We start from the raw sequence: 19,180 nt of genomic DNA on the forward strand, positions 1-19,180 counted from the left end.
CGCGGCTGTCGGGTTGGATATTTGGGATGTCAGTCATGTTATTCTCGTCAAATGAAAGCGGGCGAAGTTTTAAGGTGCGTATAGGCAGCAATCACGTCTTGCAAAGCCTTTTCATAAGAGCGGTTGCCGCCATTTTTGTCCGGATGATAAGCGCGCACCTTCGCCGAATAGGCGCTGCGCAAGGCGCGGCGGTCGGCATCCTCTCCAAGCCCTAGCGTCCGCAAGGCTTTACGGTCCTCTGGCGACAGAAAATGGCCATCGGCCCGCTCTTTGGGTAGGCGCGACCGGAACCGTGTGGAGATAGCATCCAGCGGGTCTGTAAAATCCGCCCATTTCGGTGGCGAATCGACATTGCCATTGGCGCGAAAAGCGCGCGCTTCGCTGGGCCAGAATTGTGTCGGACTTTGCGCCATGGAAATTTCATCTGCAGTCATGCCCGCAAACCAGTTATAGCCCGCGTTAAACTGCCGCACATGGTCAAGGCAGAGATATTGATAGTCACCCGGGCCGTTGGCCGATGCGGCCTGTCCCCGCGGATCAGGCGCGCGAAATTCCCCCGCTTCGCCGCAGCGCGGATAGACGCATTGCCGCCCCGCGCCGTGAATGCGGCCGTGAAATCGGTCAGTGGAACGCTCGGAGGCCATGATTTTCCTTGGCGAAAAACCTGCCATATGGGAAGAGCAGGTGATGAAAAAAGGTCGTGCACAACTTGAAATGGAAATGCTGCTTGAAACAGCATTTGCGCCAACCCGCCTTGCCGTCATTAACGACAGCGCCAAACATCACGGCCATAGCGGCGATGATGGGTCGGGCGAATCCCACTTCACCATCGAAATTGAAAGCGCGGCCTTTACCGGCGTTGCCCGCCTGATGCGGCAGCGGATGGTGAACAAGGCGCTGGGCGATATTCCCGGAACGCGCGTCCATGCGCTGGCGATCAAGGCTAGTGCACCCGGCGAGATTTAGCTATTCTACGACAGCAAAACATCGGCCCAGATAGGAGACGAATATATGCCTAAATTGACTCAAGCTGTTCTTTTGGTTGCTTTATGCGCTTCGCCTGCTTTTGCCGCCGACACAAAGACAAACCGACCGAAGGTGTACACCGACATCGTTGCGTGTCGCGCCGTGGCAGATGCCACCGCGCGTCTTGCGTGCTTCGATGCGGCGACTAAGGCATTGGAAGATGCCACCGACAACCGGCAGATTGTCATGCTGGACCAAGATGATGTCCGCAAAACCAAAAAGTCTTTATTCGGTTTTTCCTTACCCAAAATTCCGTTTTTTGGGGAAAGCGATGCAGAGCAGGAAGCCGAATTTAAACAGATAGAAGGCGATCTGGCGGGCGTACAATCCATTGGTGCCGGCAAATACCAATTCACCGTCAAAGATGCAGGGGTCTGGCAGACAATGGAAGCGACACCCTTGCTTTTGAAAGATGGCAAAGCCTTTATCATTAAACGCGGCGCGCTTGGCAGCTTCTTACTGGTGATGAACGGGCGGGGCATCCGCGTGAAGCGGGTTAGCTAAGCAACAGGGCCAAAAGACATGATCGCACTTTCCCCGCATCGCCTGTCGCTGTCGACGGGCATAGACATGGATGTATTTACGGCCGGTGATCCCAAGAATCCGACGATTATTTTCCTGCACGGGTTTCCCGAATCGTATCGCACATGGCGGCACCAGATCGCGCATTTTGCCGACCGTTTTTACTGCATCGCGCCCGATCAGCGCGGTTATCGCGGGACGTCAAAGCCCAAAGAGGTGGATGCCTACACCGCGGACAAGCTGACCGCTGATATCTTTGCACTGGCCGATGCCTTGCATGTGCAGGAATTCATCATCGCTGGCCATGATTGGGGCGGGGCGATTGCGTGGAGTGTTGCGTTAAATGGGCAAGCTGGCGCGTTCAATCCCGCGTGGGCAGGGCGGGTGCCGCGCGCGATTATCGCCAATGCCCCGCATCCCTATATTTTCCAGCGGCTGTTGATCACCGACATGAATCAGCGCGAATCCAGCCAATATATTCGCGCCTTTCGCGATCCGGCCAATGATGCGTTGGTGCAGGAACAGGGCCTGACCGGCTTGATGTTGAAAACGATTAAATGGGACAAGCCCAACGCGATGGAGCCCGAGGAGCGCGCCGCTTTATTGGCCGATTGGACCGACCGTGACACCTGTTTCGGGATGCTCAATTGGTATCGTGCGTCTGCATTATATGTGCCAGCGATGGACGAGGATGTCCAAATCCCCGCCTTTGCTGCGGGCGCGTTTCCGCAGTTGATGATTCCGACCTTATTAATTTGGGCGATGGATGACCTGGCTTTGCCGTCCAGCAACATTGATGGCATACAAGAGCTTGTGCCCGACGTAACGATCGTACCGGTCGAAAATTGCGGGCATTTCGTGATTTGGGAACAGCCCGATGCGGTCAACGCGGCGATGGACGCATTTTTGGGTTAAACGTTCCCCGCGCAGAATAAACCCGACCCTAAATCATAGGCGCCTATATTTTCTGCCATATTGCCCTTTCCGCTCGCGACCCGTAAAGCGCGGTCATTGTGACTGAACCAATCATCTTTGCAATCCCCAAGGGACGGATTCTCGACGAGGCTTTGCCGTTGATGCACGCGGCGGGTATAGAGCCTGAAGCGGCCTTCTTTGACGACGCCAGCCGCGCGCTTTTGTTCGCGACCAATGATCCGGCGATCAGCATCATTCGCGTCCGCGCGTTCGATGTGGCGACCTTTGTGGCCCACGGCGCGGCGCAAATTGGCATTGTCGGTTCGGACGTCATCGATGAATTTGATTATTCGGAGCTGTATGCGCCGGTGGACTTGGGCATTGGCCGTTGCCGCATATCGGTGGCGATGCCGCAGGGCGTGCCTGACGATGTCAATGGCGGGCATATCCGCGTGGCCACCAAATATCCCGGCACGACCAGCCGTTATTATCACGCGCGCGGTATTCAGGCCGAATGTGTGAAGTTGAATGGTGCGATGGAACTTGCCCCTTCGCTTGGGCTTTCGGGGCGGATTGTGGATCTGGTGTCGTCGGGCAAGACGCTCGCCGAAAATGGCCTCGTCGAAACGGCGGTTATTAGCCAAGTATCGGCGCGGCTGATTGTCAACCGCGCGGCGTATAAGATGATGAGCGGGACTATTCCGGCTATGGTGCAACGTTTCCGGGAATTGACGGGCGCACGTGCAGCGGCTTGATTCCTCTGACATTGGTTTTGCGGATGCATTTGACGCGTTGGTAAATGGCCGGCGTGAGGCGGACGCCGATGTGTCGAGCGCCGTGACGCAAACGATCCGCGATGTGCGCGCACATGGTGATGTGACGCTGGCGGAAATGACGCAGCGTTTTGACGGTTTTGACCTGAACAAAGCAGGGTGGCAGATTGACGCGGCGCAGTGCAAGGCGGCCTATGACGCGCTCGAGCCTGCATTGCGCGACGCGCTGACGCTCGCGGCAAAGCGGATTGAGGCCTATCATGCCGCGCAATTGCCAGAGGGCCGCGATTATCGTGACAGTGACAATGTGCGTTTAGGCGCGCGCTGGTCAGCGGTTGATGCGGCGGGGGTCTATGTCCCCGGTGGCCGTGCGTCTTATCCATCCTCCGTTTTGATGAATATCATTCCGGCCAAGGTGGCTGGCGTTGAACGCATCGTCATGGTCACGCCAACACCCGGCGGTGAAAGCAACCAGACCGTTATGGCAGCGGCTTATGTGGCGGGTGTCGACGAAATCTGGCGCGTCGGCGGGGCGCAGGCAATCGCGGCTTTGGCTTATGGAACCGAACGTATCCGTCCCGTCGATGTCATCACTGGCCCCGGTAATGCTTGGGTGGCTGAGGCCAAGCGGCAGCTTTATGGTGTGGTTGGCATCGACATGGTGGCTGGGCCGTCGGAAATTGTCGTGGTGGCCGATGCGCAAAATGACCCCGAATGGATTGCAGCGGACCTATTAAGTCAGGCCGAACATGACCCGACGAGCCAGTCGATATTGTTCACCGACAATGCCGAATTTGCCACCCAAGTCGCGGCGGCAGTCGATGCGCAAATCGCGACGCTGTCCACGGGGGCGGTTGCGCGGGCCAGTTGGACGGACTTTGGCGCGATTATCGTGGTCGCTGATCTGGAAGGCGCAATGCCTTTGGTCAACCGGCTGGCGGCGGAGCATTTGGAGCTTGCGGTCGATGATGACCGCGCAGAACGGCTGTTTGACCTTGTTCGCCACGCTGGATCGGTCTTTTTGGGCCGTATGACGCCCGAGGCGATTGGCGATTATGTCGCTGGACCAAATCATGTATTGCCCACCGGACGGCGCGCGCGCTTTGCGTCTGGCCTGTCTGTGCTCGATTTCATGAAGCGGACCAGCTTCATTGCGCTCGATCAACGCGCTATCCATAAAATTGGTCCGGCGGCAGCAACGCTTGCCGATGCCGAAGGTTTACCCGCCCATGCGGCGAGTGTCAGGAAAAGATTATGAGTGCGCATAACGCCAGTGCCAAATCCAAATCCCGTTCGGCGGCGCGTCTGGCGTCGGTGCAGGCGCTATATCAAATGGATATGGAAGACATCGGTATCGCCCGCCTGTTAAATGAATTTCATTCGCACCGGCTGGGGCAGGAAATTGAAGACGCGCAATATGCCGATGCCGACCCCGATTTTTTCGATGATGTTGTCTCGGGCGTTGATGCGCGGCGTGTGGAAATTGACGGACTGGTCGATGGCAAGCTGGGTGAGAAATGGAAGATGGACCGTCTGGACAAGACGATGCTCCAAATCTTGCGGTGCGGTACCTATGAGTTAATCGCGCGGCCAGATGTGCCAACCGCGACGGTCATCGACGAATATCTCGACGTCGCCCATGCGTTTTTTGACAAGAAGGACGCGAAGTTCGTCAATGGCTTGTTGGACGCCGTTGCAAAGGACGTGCGCGTTCGCTGAACGGCGCTGACTTGAATATGGTTCTGCATGTCCTCGCAATGCGGTAACGATTCCCCATGACCACCGAATCCAGCTTCATCAACCTTTTGCGTGGCTTTGCCACTGACCCTGCGGCGCGTGGGTTAATGGATGACGCTGCGGTGATCGACATCGGCGACGCGTCGTTGATTATTACGCATGACATGATGGCGGAGGGCGTGCATTTCCGGTCGAACGCCAATCCAGCCGATGTGGCGTGGAAGTTATTGGCATCCAACCTGTCCGATTTGGCCGCAAAGGGGGCAGCGCCCATCGGCGTGCTGCTTGGCTTCATGCTGGGCGATGATGCGTGGGACAGGGCATTTGCCGCTGGCTTGGAAAAGGCACTTAAGCATTATAACGTCGCCTTGCTTGGCGGAGATACCGTTGCCAATCGCGGGGATAAACGTGCGCTTGGGCTGACCGCTTTGGGCAGGGCAACGCATCGTCCGGTCCCTTCACGGTCGGGTGCGCAAATTGGCGACATAATATATGTAACGGGGACGCTCGGCGATGCTTTGGCGGGATTTGAGCTGATTGACGCTGGTTTTGACGAAGTTGGACCGCTGGCGGATGCGTTCAACCGGCCAGTCGCCCTGGTGGCCGACGGCCAAAAGCTTGCGCCGATTGTCACCGCGATGATGGATGTGTCAGATGGTTTGCTGCTCGATGCCGAACGATTGGCGACCGCCAGCCAGATTGGCATAGAAATTGACCTTGCGTGCGTGCCCTTGTCGCCGCTCTATATCAGCTATCGTAGCGACAGCCTTGAAAGCCGGATGCAGGCGGCAAGCTGGGGCGATGATTATCAATTGCTGTTCACCGCATCGCCCGAAGTCGCGATACCATTGCGCGCAACGGCCGTTGGCCATGTGGTTGCCGGCGGCGGCCTGATTTTAAACCAAGGCGGGAATCCGGTAAAACTGCCGTCCACCCTTGGTTATCAACATCAATAAGCCAAACCGGCTCACAAGGCCGTTTTATGGGTTGCGTCAGACTGCAAAGCCACCCTATACCGCAGCCGCTTGGGTGCCTTTTCGGGTACGCTGGGGAAAGTTTCTAGTTAAGAAAAACGGGGAAGGGACAGTTTATGTCTTTGTCAATTATGGCTATACTGTGCGGGCTTGTTGCCGTGCTCTATGGAATTATAACAAGCCGCTCGGTGCTTGCTGCATCGGCCGGTACACCGCGGATGCAAGAAATTGCAGCTGCTATCCAAGAAGGCGCCGGCGCATATCTGGCGCGCCAATATCGCACTATTGCTATTGTTGGCGTGATCGTTGCGGTTCTGGTCGGTGTTTTCCTTGGCCCGCTGTCTGCGGTCGGCTTCGTGCTTGGCGCTGTGTTGTCTGGCGCGACAGGCTTTATCGGGATGAACATCTCGGTTCGCGCCAACGTCCGTACGGCGCAGGCTGCTAGCGAGAGCCTTCAAAAAGGCCTGACGATGGCGTTCAATGCTGGTGCGATCACGGGTATGCTCGTGGCTGGCCTTGCTTTGCTGGCGATTGCTGGTTTCTTCTATTATCTCACTGAAGTCACGATGAACCTTCCGAACAGCCGCCCCGTTATCGACGGTTTGCTGGCATTGGCGTTCGGTGCATCGCTGATTTCGATTTTCGCGCGTCTGGGTGGCGGTATCTTTACCAAGGCTGCGGATGTCGGCGCTGACCTCGTCGGTAAGGTCGAAGCAAATATTCCGGAAGATGACCCTCGCAACCCTGCGACGATTGCCGATAATGTCGGCGATAACGTTGGCGATTGTGCCGGTATGGCGGCTGACTTGTTCGAAACCTATGTTGTGACCATTGGCGCAACTATGGTTTTGCTTGCCTTGTTGATGCCAGCCACGATGCCAGCGGCCGAACTGTTGAACCTGATGTCTTTGCCATTGGTTGTTGGCGGTATCTGCATTCTGACGTCGATTTTGGGAACCTTTTTCGTTCGTTTGGGCGGCGGTACCAACATCATGGGCGCCATGTATAAGGGCTTTTTGGTCACCGCAGTCACTTCGATTCCGGCGATTGGCTATGTCACATACCAGACGCTCGGCGGCGATATGAATGCCGTAGTGACTTACAGCACCGGCGGTTTCACGGGTTGGGCATTATTCTATTCGATGATGGTTGGCTTGGCCGTCACCGGGCTTTTGGTCTGGATCACCGAATATTATACCAGCACCAACTATCGTCCGGTCCGTTCGATTGCCAAGGCATCGGAAACCGGTCACGGCACCAACGTCATTCAGGGTCTCGCGATCAGTCTTGAATCAACCGCACTGCCAACTTTGGTCATCTGTGTCGGTATCATCGTTTCGTTCCAGTTGGCGGGCATTATCGGTATTGCGTTCGCTGCAACCTCGATGCTGGCTTTGGCCGGTATGGTCGTGGCGCTTGATGCTTATGGTCCAGTTACCGACAACGCAGGCGGTATCGCTGAAATGTCTGAAATGGACAAATCGGTTCGTGAAAAGACCGATGCGCTCGACGCTGTGGGTAACACTACCAAGGCTGTGACCAAGGGCTATGCCATCGGTTCAGCGGCTCTGGCGGCGCTCGTTTTGTTTGGTGCTTATACCGCTGACTTGGCGTTCTACTCCGAGAAACTCGGCCTTGCAGAAGGTGGCGTCGATTTCACGCTGATGAACCCTTATGTCATCGTCGGTCTGTTGCTGGGTGCGTTGTTGCCATATCTCTTCGGAGCAATGGGTATGACTGCAGTTGGCAAGGCTGCTGGTGAAGTGGTGAAGGACGTTCGTGACCAATTCGCCAACAATCCCGGGATCATGGATGGCACTTCAAAGCCCGATTATGCCCGCACCGTTGATTTGGTGACTAAGGCAGCGATCCGCGAAATGATCATTCCTTCGTTGCTGCCGGTACTGGCACCAATCATTGTGTATTTCGTGATCAGCTGGGTGGCTGGTCCGGCACAGGGCTTCGCTGCTCTCGGCGCGCTTTTGCTCGGTGTGATTGTCGGCGGTCTGTTCGTTGCGATCTCGATGACTTCGGGTGGCGGCGCATGGGATAATGCCAAGAAATATATCGAAGATGGCCACCATGGCGGTAAAGGTTCGGAGGCCCATAAGGCAGCTGTAACCGGCGACACTGTGGGTGACCCATATAAGGACACTGCTGGCCCAGCCGTGAACCCAATGATCAAGATCACGAACATCGTGGCCTTGCTCCTCTTGGCGGCACTGGCCCATGGCGGCATGTAACGCCTAAAGAAAATTAAGCTTTAAGGCCCCGCTGGAAGCAATTCCGGCGGGGTTTTTTATACGCTGGCCCGATAGTCTAGAACCGCTTTCTGAAACTCAATTCAAATACCCGGCCGCGCGGGTCTGTGTAGCCCGGCTGATACCCCAAAGGTACGTTGCCATTCTGGTCGCGGACATCGACAATGTCGTTCAGAATATTTTCGACCCGGAACGAAATGCGGCTACCTTTCAGCATCGGCAAGGCCTTTATGACGCGCGCTTGCTGATCCATGTTGATGAACAGAAATCCGCTAATGGCGGCAATGTCGCTAAACCGCAGGTCATTGCTGCCGACAAGGCCGGTGCCGTTGGCAGTTGTGGCGCTTTTGTAGGTCCCTTGCAGTCGGAAACCAAAGCCCTTGTGGAACAGGCCGCCTGAAAGCTCGACCTCATGCCGTGACGCGCCGCCATTGCTGCTGGTGGCTGAACCATTGAGCAGGTCGAGCACAGGCACGCCCGGACGGATACGGATTTCGTCTTCTATGCGGTAGCTGTGGTATAAGGCGATGTTCCAGCGGCTGGGTTGGCCGCCGCTGGGTGCGCCAAAACGGCTACCGCCGCTGGACGCGCCAAAACGTCCACCGCCACCAAAGCCGCCGCCTGCAGCACGAGGCGCGCCGGGCGCACCTGACGCGGCAGCAGGAGGAGGGCCACTTGCTGGTCCACGTGGGGGCGTGACCGCGCCGATATTGCCTGACACGTTAAAGCCCCAGCGGATCCGCTGTGACGTTTCACGGTCGAAATTCACCGGACGTTGGTCGATGCTGACTAAGCGGCCATTGATATCACGCACGACGCGGCTGGCAAAGGCGGCTTCAATCTCTGGCGTCAGCAAGGGGAATGCGGCCGTTGTGTTGCGGCTGTTGTTCTTGAAATAGCTGAATTGCAGTGCGAAATCCTTGATGAATTCGGGATTCCAATTCGCGTTCAATATGACATCGCGGCGTTTTTCGCCGACCAAGGTTGAGTTTCCGCCCGTAATGACGTTGATGAACAGGCTTTCGCCGCGCGTAAAATCATAGGTTGCTACATTGGGCGTCACCAAAGTCGGGTTGCCCAACTGACCAATGGCTGGCGCATTTTCGTCACCTGTGATTGATGCCTGAAATGTCAGGTTGCGCGCAGGGGCCCAGCGCAGACCAGCGCCATATTCCAACAGCTTTCCGAAATCGGATAGGTCGCTATAGCCGATATTGCCATTGACCGACCATTCGCCAATCGCGGAGCCAAGGCCGAAATCGCGGCTCGTCAGCGGAAGTTCGGCGTTGACCGAATGGTTCATGATGTTCCGGCGCAAGGAGATGTCAGTCGTGACCCCCGAACGCCATGTTTCGCTGTCCAGAGTTTGCCGGGTAAGCCCCGACGCCAATGTGATTTGCACATCGCCTGCGGGCAATTTGAGCACTGTTCCAGCAAAGGTGCTGCGCAGGTCCATATTCTGGTTCAGGCTGTTGGCGAGATCAGGCGCCAAGAATAGCAAATTCGCACCGAAATCCCCAGCAAACGGGTTGATGGTTCCTGCAAGCACAGCAGCGCGCAATGCGGTAAAATCCGCGTTGCGCGTGGTGCGTGTGTCATTTGCGGTGCGGGCATAATTGCCCGTCAATGTCCAGCGCCACCCGCCGAACGCGTGGTTGAACGTGCTGCCCGTCTGGAACACATGTGTTTCGCTTTCGCGTTCAAGGGGGCGTGGCGTGTCGAAATAGCGGCTGAGTGTGACATCCTGGCCAAAGGGTGAAAACGGGCTGCTGCCGGGCAGGATGAAGCTTGCGCCGGGCAAACCCAACAAAGATTCGCTACCCCTGAGCGCATAATTGGCGTTCAACGACAATATTGTTTGCGGACCAAGTGACCGGCTCCATGTGCCGTTCATTTCAAGCCGTTCGGTGCGGGGCAGCAATGTCCGGACATCGCCGATATTCCCGTCATTCAGGCGATTTGCCGTGCCGACAAATTGTGCCAAATTTGGGTTGGATAGGCCCAATGGGACGCCAGCCTTGGTCACATTGCCTCCGGCAAGCCTGCTTAAGGCGGGCGATATCTCTCCATTGAGTCCAAGGCCGCTGATATTGCCGCCACGCGCCAATACCGAACTATCCGAAGAAATCAGGTCGCGTTCGCTCTCGGTCAATGCCGTCGAGCGTTCCAGCTCAACATCCAAGTTAAACCTTGTGGTTTTGCCAATACGCGTCAGCGTCGTTTCAAATTCATTATTGGCAAAGCCACCATCTTGCGGCTGGGCATGTTCAAATTCCGTGGCGAAGGAGGCAAAATTGTCCTTCAAGATGAAGTTGATCACCCGTTGATCGGGACGGAAACCATATTTTAGCGCGACTTCTTCTGGGAAAATCTGAACCTGACGAATGGCTTCGGGCGGCAAGTCACGTAGCTCACGGAAACCGGATACGCGCTGGCCATTCAGCAAGATGATCGGCATGCCACCTCCGCGTCCACGCCCCGAATTGGCCTGCGGTGCAACCGCGGCGACAAGGTCCGTCAGCGATGACGCGCCCAAGGCCGTGATGTCTGCTTCGTTCAACTCCTCGACGGGCGGGACGTCGGTGTCCACAGACCCCCTAATGCGTTCCGCCGTAACGACGATTTCGCGCGAAGGCGGGGCTTTTAAAGCTTCTTCGACATCATCATCGGCAATGGCGACGGTGCTGCCCGTGTTTTGGACGTCATCCAACGCCACAACGGGAACAGCGGTTGACGCGAGCAAGATTGCACTCAAACGGGAAATTGGCATGGGGAGAAGCTCAGTTTATATCGATGCTAAGTTGTAAGCATAACGCGAAATTCAAGGCCGGGCGTCTAAACTGCTTCGCTTTTTCTCGCAATGAAGCGATTATACTGTAGCGCTTCCCTTTTTCCAACATTAGGTTTACAGGCGCTGCAACGTTGAATTTTTAAAGATTTAAGGGGCCGAATGGCAAAAGAAGAATTACTCGAAATGCGTGGGACAGTGCGTGAATTGCTGCCCAATGCTATGTTCCGTGTCGAACTTGAAAATGGCCATGAAGTTTTGGGCCATACCGCCGGAAAGATGCGCAAGAATCGTATCCGCGTTCTCGTGGGTGACGAAGTGCTGTGCGAACTGACCCCTTATGATCTGACCAAAGGCCGGATCACGTACCGCTTTAAATAAGGGCGGCAGACCTTGGGTCTGAACCCCATGCTCATATTGGCCTCATCAAGCCCGCGTCGCCGAGATCTTCTCGGGCGGTTGGGTATCACGCCTGCGCGCATCGCGTCCCCCGATATCGACGAGACACCCCGCAAGGGCGAGGTCCCGCGTGTCTATGCGCTGCGCATGGCACAGGAGAAGGCGGTTGCCGTGCTCCGCGACGCTGGCGAGATTGTGGTCGCAGGCGACACTACGGTCGCCGTTGGCCGCCGGATATTGCCGCAAGCTGCCGATGCCGACATGCAACGCGGTTTTCTGAACCTGCTCAGCGGCCGCCGCCATCATGTTCTCAGCGCCGTCGCCGTCATTGACGGAAATGGTCGGATGCGTAGCCGGATTTGCGACAGCATCGTGCGTTTCAAACGCCTGTCGGCAGACGAAATCGAAAGCTATATCGATAGCGGCGAAGGGTTGGGCAAGGCTGGCGGCTATGCCATTCAGGGCAGGGCGGAGGCGTTAATCGATTGGATGGCGGGCAGCCATTCCGGCGTGATTGGTCTGCCCTTATATGAGACACGCGCGTTATTGCGCGCTTCGGGCTATCCGCTTGACTGATATATATCGCGATGATGCGCCGGGCGAGCGCCGCGCGGCGGTTGTCGAAAACGGAAATATCGTTGAAATCCATATTCAGCGCGACGCTTTATGGGCTTTGGGTGAATGTGGCATTGGCCGTATTGACCGCAAAACGCCGTCGGGCGCTTATGTGGTTGCCGACGATGGAAGCACGCTTTTGTTACGCAGCAAGATCAACCAGCCGGACGGCGCGCGCATATCTTTTGAAGTGACGCGCGAAGCCATAGCGGAGCCGGGGCGTATTAAGCCACCAGAGATATTATTGCGGGATAGCGCGCATGATGAACCCCTGATCGGCAAAGAGGCCCTGTGGGACGCGCGTGTGGCGTCTCTTGGTCAATCTGCAATCAACGCGTCAATCGCCGATGGCTTTGACGTCGCCATTGCTGGCCAATCACAACTCGGCGACGTTAGCACAAGCTTTCAGCGCACTAAGGCTGGGTTGGTGTTCGACATTGACGGTATCGGTGATGCGTTCGCCATCAATCTGGTCGCTGCGACCGAAGTTGCGCGCCTGCTGCGTCTTTTCCAAGTGGGCGCGATGGTCCTGATCGATTTTGTGTCGATGGAGTCCAAGGCCCAACGCACGCAAATTGCCGAAGCCTTTGATGCCGCGTCCTTGGCGGACCCGCGTCCGTTCGAGCGCACGGCCATTAATGGCTATGGCATGATGCAAGTCGTGCGGGCGCGGCCAAGGCCATCGATACTCGACCAACTGTTTGGCACGCGTATCGCTGCGCTGTCGGACGAGACACAAGCCTATTGGCTGTTGCGCGCAGTGGCCCAGTCAAAGGGCTTTGGCACGCGGACGGTGACAGCGCAGCCTGAGGTTGCGACGTTACTGCAGTCCAAACAATGGGCGGGATGGCGCGCGGCAGCTGTCCGTCTTGCGGGCGCGGATATGGTCGTGGTTGCAGATGAAAAGGCCGCAGGCTATGGCCATGTCCATGTCGCGCAAAGCTAATGTATGTCCACTCTGTGGAAAGCCCGTAGTGGCGGTATCCAAGCCTTTTTGTAGTCAGGGATGCAAGGACCGCGACCTGTTGAAATGGTTGGACGAAGGCTATCGCGTGCCGGGGCCGCTGGCCGATTATGAAGATAGTATCGGTTCCGACGGCGGCGACTGATTTTGCGCTTGCCAAGAGGCGCATCGCCTCTCTATAGGCTGCGCTCCCACGCGGTTTTCGCCGCGTAGCCCGAGTAGCTCAGGGGTAGAGCAGCGGATTGAAAATCCGCGTGTCGGTGGTTCAAATCCGCCCTCGGGCACCATTTTTCCGGTAAAGATATCAGGCGACAGTATTGCGTTATCCCGAAACGAGTTCGGGATGACGAGGGGATAGTTTAATAGCGGTCATTCTTATGATCACCGCAATCGTGGGCCTCATAAACAACCCGTTCGTCATCCTGAATTTATTTCAGGATAACAAGTGACGGCATTGCATCATTCCCGAGCCAAAGGCGTGCAGGGCACAAACAACTTCAAGATAATACGCGCGCTTATGCCGCCGCTAAAGAAAAAGCCGGAGCAGCGATGGCTGCCCCGGCTCCTTTTTACCTGAAGAATTCAGGATATTAGAACTTGTACTTCACCGATGCACCATAAAAGCTTGGTGGCGAAGGATAGCCCGACACGCTGCCAGCTTGAGCAACTGAAGGGAAAACCGCTGTATTATATTTGGGCTCGGTCAAGTTGCGGCCCCATATGCTTAATTCCAAGCCATTTTCGAGTGCGAAGGCAACGGAAGCATTTAGGGACTCTGGCGCTGCCTCGTTTGCTAGGCCGTTAGCGATCTGATAGGAACTGTTCCAAAGATAATCGGAATGCAGGATAATTGCATTACCGTTACCAGCATCAATTTTGTACGTTCCACCGACGGAAACGCTGTGCTTTGAAATGCCGCTTGGCACTAGGCCAGTTAGATTAGTCGTAATGGTAGTTTTATTAGGACCAAATGCAGACCCACCGGTAAATTTATCGTATAGGGGGTCGAGATATGTATAAGCCACCGTGAAATCTAGCCCTTGTGCGGGCGAGATTGTCGCATCAATTTCAGCGCCCTTCGTGGACTGCTTTTCGGCATTCCCCAGAACAAAGCCTGTCCCGCGGAAAACATTGCTTTGGAACCCTTCCAATGCTTGTTTAAAGATTGCGAGGTTGAAGCCGAAGCCGTCGAATTTGCCCTTTAAGCCAAATTCATACACGGTTGCATCTTCTGGCCCGGCAAGCCGCGAACCGTAGCTTTGATTGACGCGCAGCAGGCCGGCAGATGTCAGAGCAGCTTGATCTGCTGAACTTGGGCGGCTGTCTCGCGAGGTGTTTATCGAACTTGCTTTAAAGCCTGTCGCATAGCTTAAATAAGCATTGAGATTGTCACTGATCTCATACGCCAGACGGACGCTGTATGACAGGTCACCGTCATCCGTCTTACCATTTTCGACCGCATTCGGAAAATTCAAGAATGGCGGAAGAAATTGTAACGGCTTTAAGCCATTGAGCGGATTTGCCGCGGGAACGTTGGCGTTGGTCGCTGCAAATGACGTCGCCCCTGCATTTATGGCGTTATATGTTGGGTTAGTGGTCGGGTTTGTTGCAAATGCCGTTATCTGAGCAGCGCTAGCGTTGCCAGGTAACCCGAGAGCTGTTCCAACCCCCTTTGCCAAAGCACCCTGATATAAGAGTGTCTGCCGGAAACCTGCATAAGCTGGCGCATCGAAGTTGATGCCGGAAAAAACATCAGTCGAAACGACATTGCCGCTGAAGCGTTTCTTGTCCTTGGTGTAGTTAAAGCCACCAGTCAGTGTCAATCGGTCAGTAACCTCGAAATCGACTGTGCCAAAAATCGAATATGCTGTATCTTTCAAGGTGAAAGCCTCGTCCAAGCCTTGTCCAGCAGCTCCGAATTGACCTGCATATTTGGCAGCGTTTCCTTCAAACGTGCCAAACGCTCCTTCTAAAGTCGCATAGCTCAGTGCGCCAGAAGAAGCGCCTTGAATGAGCGCATTGCCATAAGCGCGGAATTGAGCGCCATATTCAATATCGTTAGCGATGTCGATTTTCTCGTCGAAATAATACCCGCCCAGCAAGAAGTTAATAGGGCCATCAAAATTTGATGCCAATCGAAGTTCTTGAGTAAATGTCTTTATTCCAGTGTCCGAGGTATTTTTTCTTAATAGGTCGGCACTGGTGAAATCAGAATCCTGATTGGTAAGACTGTCAACACCCCTATATGCAGTGATGCTCGTCAGTGACAACGTATCACTTAATTCCAGATCGGCTTGACCGGAAAAGCCATAATTTTTAATTTTATTCGTTGAGTCGAGATTCTGGAAGGTATCGTATGAAAAAGGCTGGTCGCCATTTATATTGCCACCGATGGCTTTGATAATGCCACCCGTGGCACCATTGATAACATTGACTACGCCACAGCATTCCTCATCAAGCTTGTCGTAATCTGCAATTACGCGGAACTTCAGCGCATCGTTTGGTTCTATGAGCAATTGGCCTCGAACGCCCCAGCGGTTGCGGTTGTTGGGGTTTGTTCCGAGATTGACGGCGTTCATGTACCCATCGCGTTTGTTGTAATTTCCTTCCACCGCAAAGGCAACGTTTTCGGCGATCGGCCCAGTTAAATTGGCACGAGCCACAATCGCGTTATAATTGCCGTAAGATACTTCGGCTCCACCGCCGAATTCATACTGGGGCGCTTTAGTTACAATGTTGATGATACCAGCGGATGCGTTTTTGCCAAATAGCGTTGATTGCGGACCGCGCAGCACTTCAACCCGGCTAATATTGGCCAAATCACCAATTTGTGCTGCCGACCGCGAACGATACACGCCGTCAATGAAAACACCCACCGATGGTTCGATACCTGCGTTGTTAGCCCCGTTGCCGAAGCCGCGAATGATGAAATTGGTGTTTGCCGAAGTTTGAAGCTGTGAAACCCTGAGCGATGGCACAAGTGTTTGCAAGTCGATTAGGTCGCGAACTTGCGAACGCGCAATTGCTTCTCCGCTTGTGACCGAAACCGAAATTGGCACTTCTTGAAGTGTCTGCTCGCGCTTCGTTGCAGTCACGATGATGACCTCTTCATCAACGTCGTCGCTGGCTTGTGGCGCGTTGTCTTGTGCAAAGGCAGCTGAACCAGCGCTCAGCGAAGCGATGCTGATCGTCGACAGCATGGCCGCCTTCAGCAGATGATTTCCCAGTTTCATATTCACTCTCCTGTTGTTCATTCTATCCTGTTTTACCAGGGTTCTTATCGGGGATGAGATTTCAAATTGCCTCCAGCACCCCCCCGAGCCGCCGTTAAGCATTTAGAGGTATTAACGAGACAAATGCTGCGCAGCAATTGCTTAGTGTCATTCGCAAAAATATAGTCGCATATGCGATAAAAATGTAACGAACTTTTTTACCGCCCCTTAGCGATCTGGATAGCAAATGCCCAAAATGGTCAAAAAATCTGACCTTCCATCAAAAATATGTGCGGCCTGTGCAAAGCCGTTCGCCTGGCGTAAGAAATGGGCGAAGGATTGGGATAATGTTCTTTACTGTTCCGACCGGTGCCGCAAGGCGCGATAGACGCACACCGGCAGAAAACCACTGACTGGCCCAAAAATGATGCGCGGTCTGAAAGTGGCGCAAGCCACATCGAACAGCAAGAACATCGCACCGCGCGTTGCGGCTTTGTTGGATGTCATGCAAATCTCGGACATCCTCAGCGTTGAAAGCGCGGACACGTTCACGCGCCCCATCTATGCCGGTAACGCAATTGCCACGGTTCAACCGTCCGATGCCAAGAAGGTCATCACCGTGCGCGGTACGGCCTTTGCCAAGGCAGAAGAAAGCGGCGGTTCAGCCACCATCGAAGCTGTCTCGGGCAGCGGCGATGCAGGAACGTCGACATTCATCTCGGCGGAAATCGCCAAGCAGGAACGCCCTGAACTGACATCGGCCAAGATCATCGTATCCGGCGGCCGCGCGCTCAAGGACTCGGCGACGTTCAGCGACGTCATCCTGCCCCTCGCTGACAAGCTTGGTGCAGGCGTTGGCGCAAGCCGCGCTGCTGTCGATGCGGGCTATGTCCCCAATGACTATCAGGTCGGCCAGACCGGCAAGATCGTTGCCCCTGAAGTCTATATCGCAGTAGGCATCTCCGGCGCGATCCAGCATCTTGCGGGCATGAAGGACTCCAAGGTCATCATCGCCATCAACAAGGACGAAGACGCACAGATCTTCCAAGTCGCAGACATTGGCCTCGTTGGTGACCTGTTTACGGTCGTTCCTGAGTTGGTCGGCAAGTTGTAAGGCACCATTCCGTCAAAATCTAAGCTCCTCCCAAACCGGCGGGGCTTTTTGAGCTTAATGTTGAACTACGCCGTGGGAAGTTTCGCTATTAACGCTTTTTCAAAAATAGTGCGCTTGCATTTCAATTTGACGATTGCCAGGCTGCCTTCGATAATTATCAAATGATTTGAATTTAGGTTGAGAACTCTGATGGAATTGACCGGCCCGCAATCAGGAGGGCGCCGCGATTGTTATTGCATAATCGCCTCCTTGGCCAGTGCTGGGCGAAGGTGGAGCGCAGTAGAACCGGAGGACGGAGATGGACGGAACCACTTTGCTGTCAGTATAAACGATCCAATTGTCGTCAACTGGCTCCGTGGCACCAGTGCACGGGCAGGGACCATTTTCTTGTCTCAGTAGCAGTTAACCCCAGGTGTCGTTGGTTCCACCGCGGCCACATCTGAATTAGTCATTTTTGTGAAGATCGCAGCGGAACTGCCAAACAACTGTTTGTACATCGTGCCCGCGGAGAGTGTGGTTCAGTAGGATAAATGTGACGCAGGCTATGTTAACCCGATAAAGTTATGCGATGCAGAGCGGCCCTATACATCCCAAAGCACATGCAAGGCATCCGGTCCGCGCATATTTAGACCCCTGATCTCGGGATGTGCAAAAGCAGGATCAAAGCGGAGATTAGGTAGGTCGAGGATAGCATCAAGCGCAACCTCCATCTCCGCCAGCGCCATATGCATTCCCATGCACATATGAGGGCCAAAGCCAAAGCTAAGGAGCGGCCGCATTGGTCGTTTTAGCCAAAGCCGGTCGGGGTCTTCATAGCTTTCAGGGTCGCGGTTGGCCGCTGCAATCGAAAGGACCACTGCCGTTCCCTTGGAGACCGGCGTTCCATTGATTTCCATGTCTCTAGCCGCAATCCGCGCGACTGCACCTGCAGTCGGATCGCGCCGCATGGTTTCCATTACGGCTTTGGGAACCAACGTACGATCATTACGTACCTCTTCAAGTACATCGGGATTTTCGAGCAATTGCACGACCATATTGGCAATACTACGCGTTGTCGTCTCCCCGGCGGCGAGCAGCAGCATCCGAATGAAGGCTGCAATCTCTTCATCGGTGAAGCATTGACCCTCATGTTCGACTTGCATCATATGACCGAGAATATCTACCCGCATCTCGCCGCGTGCGCGGTAGGCTTGCACTACGGGCAACAACGTATCGTACATTGATTGCCCGGCCACCATCGATTGCGGGACAGTGATTTTGGCTACCTCTGGATCGGCCTGCGGTGCAGCGACGACCTGAATAGCCCAGCTTGCGAGGTTCGAGAGCAGTTCTTCCTCATGTGGGAAGCCGAAATAGGCGTATATCGCGCGGATCGGGAAGGGCAATGCAAATTCCCGCAGAAGATCTGCTTTACCGTTGGGCCGCAACCGGTCGACAAATTCATCTACCGCTACAGGACGGATCATCGTCTCTACCAGCTTGCGGATTTCGGACCGCATGAAGGGTTTTTGTAGCGTAGCGCGGAATTTGTCATGCTCTTCGCCATCCATTGCAGTGAGCAGCATGTTATCCACAGCCGCACCAAAGCCGTCGCCGACGATATAGCTCAACCAGTCTTTCGGATTCACAAGGACGGCATGAATATCCTTATAGCGAAACAAGCTTATCGTCGGCCGGCCGGTCATCATATAATCGGCCATGCTGGGGATCATATTTTCCAGTAGAATATCTCCGTGCATCACCGGACATTTGAGGCGTTTTTCGGCGAGCATGGGGTAAGGGTTGTTTGGCGCTTTGCCTGAATATCCGTTAGTGACCAGTGAATAATCGGCGACCATCTGGTCAAGCGGATCGAGTTTCACGTTGCTCATGATCTGGCT

Annotated in this window: 17 protein-coding genes, 1 tRNA gene and 1 pseudogene; 15 read left to right on the forward strand and 4 right to left on the reverse strand. The window is 54.9% G+C overall.

The features are described from left to right. Positions 1 to 47: 47 nt before the first annotated feature. On the reverse strand, positions 48 to 644 hold the full coding sequence (locus Q0O07_RS03900) for a J domain-containing protein (RefSeq protein WP_295490607.1): 597 nt from the start codon (positions 642 to 644) through the stop codon (positions 48 to 50). Between the two features lie 43 nt (positions 645 to 687). On the opposite strand from Q0O07_RS03900, the gene Q0O07_RS03905 reads away from it, so the two are divergent. From Q0O07_RS03905 to Q0O07_RS03940, 8 genes are all read left to right on the forward strand, one after another. Further along, a complete protein-coding gene (locus tag Q0O07_RS03905; protein WP_295490609.1) occupies positions 688 to 966 on the forward strand; it encodes a BolA family transcriptional regulator in 279 nt (92 codons plus the stop codon). A gap of 45 nt (positions 967 to 1,011) precedes the next feature. Further along, positions 1,012 to 1,530 (forward strand): hypothetical protein, encoded by a 519-nt coding sequence (locus tag Q0O07_RS03910; RefSeq protein WP_295490611.1) that lies wholly within the window; start codon positions 1,012 to 1,014, stop codon positions 1,528 to 1,530. 18 nt (positions 1,531 to 1,548) lie between these two features. Then, positions 1,549 to 2,463 (forward strand): alpha/beta hydrolase, encoded by a 915-nt coding sequence (locus tag Q0O07_RS03915; RefSeq protein ID WP_295490612.1) that lies wholly within the window; start codon positions 1,549 to 1,551, stop codon positions 2,461 to 2,463. Between the two features lie 98 nt (positions 2,464 to 2,561). Continuing rightward, entirely contained in the window at positions 2,562 to 3,218 is a 657-nt protein-coding gene (gene hisG, locus Q0O07_RS03920; protein WP_295490614.1) for an ATP phosphoribosyltransferase, read from the forward strand. Continuing rightward, entirely contained in the window at positions 3,205 to 4,494 is a 1,290-nt protein-coding gene (hisD, locus tag Q0O07_RS03925) for a histidinol dehydrogenase (RefSeq protein ID WP_295490616.1), read from the forward strand. Before hisG ends, hisD begins: the two co-directional genes overlap by 14 nt. Continuing rightward, positions 4,491 to 4,955 (forward strand): transcription antitermination factor NusB, encoded by a 465-nt coding sequence (gene nusB / locus Q0O07_RS03930; protein ID WP_295490619.1) that lies wholly within the window; start codon positions 4,491 to 4,493, stop codon positions 4,953 to 4,955. Before hisD ends, nusB begins: the two co-directional genes overlap by 4 nt. A 56-nt stretch (positions 4,956 to 5,011) precedes the next feature. Continuing rightward, a complete protein-coding gene (gene thiL / locus Q0O07_RS03935) occupies positions 5,012 to 5,929 on the forward strand; it encodes a thiamine-phosphate kinase (protein ID WP_295490621.1) in 918 nt (305 codons plus the stop codon). A 134-nt stretch (positions 5,930 to 6,063) separates the two neighbouring features. Beyond that, complete coding sequence (locus Q0O07_RS03940) at positions 6,064 to 8,190, forward strand: sodium-translocating pyrophosphatase (RefSeq protein ID WP_295490624.1); 2,127 nt, start codon at positions 6,064 to 6,066, stop codon at positions 8,188 to 8,190. A gap of 76 nt (positions 8,191 to 8,266) precedes the next feature. Here the strand turns inward: Q0O07_RS03940 and Q0O07_RS03945 are convergent, their stop codons facing one another. Continuing rightward, positions 8,267 to 10,978 (reverse strand): hypothetical protein, encoded by a 2,712-nt coding sequence (locus Q0O07_RS03945; RefSeq protein ID WP_295490626.1) that lies wholly within the window; start codon positions 10,976 to 10,978, stop codon positions 8,267 to 8,269. A 180-nt stretch (positions 10,979 to 11,158) separates the two neighbouring features. Here Q0O07_RS03945 and infA point away from each other — a divergent pair, with 180 nt between their 5' ends. The 5 genes from infA (at position 11,159) to Q0O07_RS03970 (ending at position 13,261) form a co-directional block, all read left to right on the forward strand. Next, positions 11,159 to 11,377, forward strand: coding sequence for a translation initiation factor IF-1 (gene infA, locus Q0O07_RS03950; RefSeq protein WP_125230427.1), 219 nt, complete (start codon positions 11,159 to 11,161; stop codon positions 11,375 to 11,377). 27 nt (positions 11,378 to 11,404) lie between these two features. Beyond that, positions 11,405 to 11,971 (forward strand): nucleoside triphosphate pyrophosphatase, encoded by a 567-nt coding sequence (locus Q0O07_RS03955; protein WP_295490904.1) that lies wholly within the window; start codon positions 11,405 to 11,407, stop codon positions 11,969 to 11,971. Next, positions 11,964 to 12,956 (forward strand): ribonuclease E/G, encoded by a 993-nt coding sequence (locus tag Q0O07_RS03960; RefSeq protein WP_295490629.1) that lies wholly within the window; start codon positions 11,964 to 11,966, stop codon positions 12,954 to 12,956. Before Q0O07_RS03955 ends, Q0O07_RS03960 begins: the two co-directional genes overlap by 8 nt. Further along, the gene (locus Q0O07_RS03965; protein WP_295490632.1) at positions 12,940 to 13,119 is read left to right on the forward strand and encodes a DNA gyrase inhibitor YacG; all 180 of its coding nucleotides are present in this window, start codon (positions 12,940 to 12,942) and stop codon (positions 13,117 to 13,119) included. The genes Q0O07_RS03960 and Q0O07_RS03965 overlap by 17 nt, the downstream gene beginning before the upstream one ends. Before the next feature lie 67 nt (positions 13,120 to 13,186). Beyond that, positions 13,187 to 13,261, forward strand: a tRNA-Phe gene (locus tag Q0O07_RS03970). Positions 13,262 to 13,564: 303 nt separating this feature from the next. Here the strand turns inward: Q0O07_RS03970 and Q0O07_RS03975 are convergent. Then, complete coding sequence (locus Q0O07_RS03975) at positions 13,565 to 16,207, reverse strand: TonB-dependent receptor (protein WP_295490635.1); 2,643 nt, start codon at positions 16,205 to 16,207, stop codon at positions 13,565 to 13,567. Between the two features lie 226 nt (positions 16,208 to 16,433). Between Q0O07_RS03975 and Q0O07_RS03980 the strand changes: the two genes are divergently transcribed. Next, entirely contained in the window at positions 16,434 to 16,574 is a 141-nt protein-coding gene (locus Q0O07_RS03980; protein WP_295490638.1) for a DUF2256 domain-containing protein, read from the forward strand. Positions 16,575 to 16,628: 54 nt separating this feature from the next. Continuing rightward, a pseudogene (locus Q0O07_RS03985) lies at positions 16,629 to 17,300 on the forward strand (electron transfer flavoprotein subunit alpha/FixB family protein); the annotation flags it as partial. A 581-nt stretch (positions 17,301 to 17,881) separates the two neighbouring features. Here Q0O07_RS03985 and Q0O07_RS03990 read toward each other — a convergent pair. Next, positions 17,882 to 19,171 (reverse strand): cytochrome P450, encoded by a 1,290-nt coding sequence (locus Q0O07_RS03990; protein ID WP_295490640.1) that lies wholly within the window; start codon positions 19,169 to 19,171, stop codon positions 17,882 to 17,884. Positions 19,172 to 19,180 lie beyond the last annotated feature (9 nt).

The sequence above is a fragment of the Sphingorhabdus sp. EL138 genome (assembly GCF_945890115.1).
In the GTDB taxonomy this organism is placed as follows: Bacteria; Pseudomonadota; Alphaproteobacteria; order Sphingomonadales; family Sphingomonadaceae; genus Sphingorhabdus_B.

Bases quoted from the DNA above. Each gene is read 5' to 3' on its own strand.
- Q0O07_RS03900 (WP_295490607.1), bottom strand. From the start codon at position 644: ATGGCCTCCGAGCGTTCCACTGACCGATTTCACGGCCGCATTCACGGC.
- Q0O07_RS03905 (WP_295490609.1), top strand. From the start codon at position 688: ATGAAAAAAGGTCGTGCACAACTTGAAATGGAAATGCTGCTTGAAACA.
- Q0O07_RS03910 (WP_295490611.1), top strand. From the start codon at position 1,012: ATGCCTAAATTGACTCAAGCTGTTCTTTTGGTTGCTTTATGCGCTTCG.
- Q0O07_RS03915 (WP_295490612.1), top strand. From the start codon at position 1,549: ATGATCGCACTTTCCCCGCATCGCCTGTCGCTGTCGACGGGCATAGAC.
- nusB (WP_295490619.1), top strand. From the start codon at position 4,491: ATGAGTGCGCATAACGCCAGTGCCAAATCCAAATCCCGTTCGGCGGCG.
- thiL (WP_295490621.1), top strand. From the start codon at position 5,012: ATGACCACCGAATCCAGCTTCATCAACCTTTTGCGTGGCTTTGCCACT.
- Q0O07_RS03940 (WP_295490624.1), top strand. From the start codon at position 6,064: ATGTCTTTGTCAATTATGGCTATACTGTGCGGGCTTGTTGCCGTGCTC.
- Q0O07_RS03945 (WP_295490626.1), bottom strand. From the start codon at position 10,978: ATGCCAATTTCCCGTTTGAGTGCAATCTTGCTCGCGTCAACCGCTGTT.
- infA (WP_125230427.1), top strand. From the start codon at position 11,159: ATGGCAAAAGAAGAATTACTCGAAATGCGTGGGACAGTGCGTGAATTG.
- Q0O07_RS03955 (WP_295490904.1), top strand. From the start codon at position 11,405: ATGCTCATATTGGCCTCATCAAGCCCGCGTCGCCGAGATCTTCTCGGG.
- Q0O07_RS03965 (WP_295490632.1), top strand. From the start codon at position 12,940: ATGTCGCGCAAAGCTAATGTATGTCCACTCTGTGGAAAGCCCGTAGTG.
- Q0O07_RS03975 (WP_295490635.1), bottom strand. From the start codon at position 16,207: ATGAAACTGGGAAATCATCTGCTGAAGGCGGCCATGCTGTCGACGATC.
- Q0O07_RS03980 (WP_295490638.1), top strand. From the start codon at position 16,434: ATGCCCAAAATGGTCAAAAAATCTGACCTTCCATCAAAAATATGTGCG.
- Q0O07_RS03990 (WP_295490640.1), bottom strand. From the start codon at position 19,171: ATGAGCAACGTGAAACTCGATCCGCTTGACCAGATGGTCGCCGATTAT.